Origin of the sequence: Intrasporangium sp., assembly GCF_036566125.1 — a bacterium.
Classification (GTDB): domain Bacteria; phylum Actinomycetota; class Actinomycetes; order Actinomycetales; family Dermatophilaceae; genus Intrasporangium.
Window position 1 is genome coordinate 1 of the sequence record NZ_DATCWX010000185.1, and the last position, 2,590, is coordinate 2,590.

Genomic DNA, 2,590 nt, shown 5'->3' on the forward strand with positions numbered 1-2,590 from the left:
GGGGCCGGATTCGTCCTCTATGCCTACTCGCCCGGAGGCACGAAACGGGCGGTGGCTGCCATACCCGGCGGCACGCTCGACCTGGCCGGCGTGCCGAAGTTCGTCACGCCGCTGCTCATCCCGCCGGTCATGCCACGGGCCAGCACGATCATGACGAAGGGTGGCAAGCCGGTCGACTACTACGAGATCTCGGTGGAGCAGTTCACCCAGCAGATCCTGCCTTCCGGCCTGCCCCTGACGACTGTCTGGGGATATGGGGCCGTCACGTCGGCGAGCAAGAGGGGGCTCCTGATCCACCACGCGCCTTCACTGACCATCGAGTCCAGGTGGAACCGGCCAGTGCGGGTCAAGTGGATCAACGGTCTCGTCGATGAAGACGGGGGCTATCTGCCGCATCTGTTGCCCGTCGACCCGACCCTGCACTGGGCCAACCCGCCCGGAGGCACCACGGGCCGCGACTCGCGGCCGCAGTTCGAGTCGACCCCGGGTCCGTACACCGGGCCGGTGCCCATCGTGACGCACCTCCACGGCGCCGTCGGGGTCGGCGACGAGAGCGACGGCTATGCCGAGGCGTGGTTCCTGCCCCGGGCCAACGACGTGCCGCAGGGCTACGCGACTGAAGGCACGTGGTACGACTTCTTCAAGGGGAAGGCGGCAGCCGGCTACGGCGCGTCCTGGGGGCCGGGGTTCGCCATCTTCCAGTACCCGAACAACCAGCGCGAGGCGACGCTCTGGTACCACGACCACACGCTGGGCATGACCCGCCTCAACGTCTATGCCGGCCCGGCGGGCTTCTTCCTCGTCCGGGGAGGGCCTGAGGGTGACAAGGCCATCCGCGACAGCCGCTCAGGCGCCACCGCGGTCCTACCCAGCCCGGCGCCGATGGAGGGAGATGCCTTCCCCTCCAACAAGACGTACTACGAGATCCCGATCGCCATCCAGGACCGGGCCTTCAACGATGACGGGTCGCTGTTCTACCCCGACAGTCGCGAGTTCTTCGACGGCGCCACGGCCGAGAACCCCGGGTTCATCCCCGACACCGACCTCTCGCCGATCTGGAACCCCGAATTCTTCGGCAACACGATCATGGTCAACGGCAACACGTGGCCGTTCCAGACGGTCGAGCGGCGGCGGTATCGACTCCGGTTCCTCAACGGCTGCCAGTCCCGGTTCCTCATCCTCGACTTCAGCGCGATCCCCGGGGTCGAGGTCTGGGCCATCGGCAACGAGGGCGGATTCCTCGCCGCGCCGGTCAACCTTACGACGGACAACGGCAACCGGCTCCTCATGGGGCTTGCGGAGCGGGCCGACCTCATCGTCGACTTCACCAACGTCCCCGTGGGCAGCTATGTCCTTCGCAACCTCGGACCCGACGAGCCCTTCGGCGGCGGGGAGCCCGACGACGACTTCGACGCGGCCGACCAGGCGACGACCGGGCAGGTCCTCCAGTTCCGGGTCGTTCCCGCTGTGGCGCCGGACCCGACGACACCGCCGCAGTTCCTCGTCCTGCCGGCGGTCACCCAGCTCCCCGTCGAGACGCGCACCCGCCCACTGGCCCTCATCGAGATGATGTCGCAGTTCTGGGACGGGCCGGCCGAGGCGATGTTGGGCTTCGTGAACGGCGAAGGCATGCCGGTCCACGAGATGTGGGAGGCTCCGGTCAGCGACAACCCCAACGTCGGCGACACGGAGGTGTGGGAGTTCCACAACTTCACCGCCGACGCGCACCCGATGCACGTCCACGAGACGACCTTCGAGGTGGTGAACCGGCAGGCGCTCGTGACCAACGAGGACGGAGAGACCGAGCCGCCGGCCCGGCTCGTGGGCGATCCCCGGCAGCCCGAGATCTGGGAGAGCGGGTTCAAGGACACCGTCATCGCCTATCCGGGGGAGGTGACCCGCATCAGGGCGACGTTCCGCAACCCCGGGCAGTTCGTGTGGCACTGCCACATCGTCGAGCACGAGGACAACGAGATGATGCGCCCCTACCGCATCGGCCCGGTCCAGGACGGCCAGCCGGAGTAGGTGAGCGACGCCGAGGGTCGGGGAGAAACCTGAGGCGACTCCACAGACGTCGGGCTTAGGTTGGCCCCATGCCCTCCACGTCGCCATCCTCCCGGGCCTGGCCGGCTCGGTGGTGGCACCTGTCGGGCACCGGGCTCTTCTTCGCCGGCGCGCTCTTCCTCATCTCGATGTCGCCCAGCCTCCTGCCTCGGACGTGGTACTACCAGGGCGTCATCAGCGGCCTGTCCGCCGCGGCCGGCTACGGCCTCGGCGTGCTGCTCGCGTGGATCGTCCGCGGGCTCTCGCGGCTCATCGAGTTGCGCATCTCGGTCAGCCGGGAGGCGGGGCGGTTCCTCCGCGTCGCGCTGCCGATCCTCAGCGTCGTCGCCGTCATCACCCTCACCGTCTCGAACGTCCGGTCGCAGGGGCGCACCGCGGAGTTCCTCAGGCTGAGTCCCCTGCGCCCCGTCGACTGGGTCGGCGCCATCGCCGTGGCCGTAGCGCTGTCCGCGCTGATCCTGGCGATCGCGCGCGGGCTCCGCCACGCCACCCACCGGCTCGCGGAAGCCGCCGGTCAGGTGCTGCC

Annotated in this window: 2 protein-coding genes; both read left to right on the forward strand. The window is 69.0% G+C overall.

Annotation, left to right across the window (positions count from 1 at the left end):
* A partial coding sequence (locus VIR15_RS10930; protein ID WP_331927505.1) for a multicopper oxidase family protein occupies nucleotides 1–2,025 on the forward strand: 2,025 nt, incomplete at its 5' end.
* Between the two features lie 68 nt (nucleotides 2,026–2,093).
* Nucleotides 2,094–2,590, forward strand: a 497-nt coding sequence (locus tag VIR15_RS10935; RefSeq protein WP_331927506.1) for an alpha/beta-hydrolase N-terminal domain-containing protein, incomplete at its 3' end; no start/stop codon positions are given.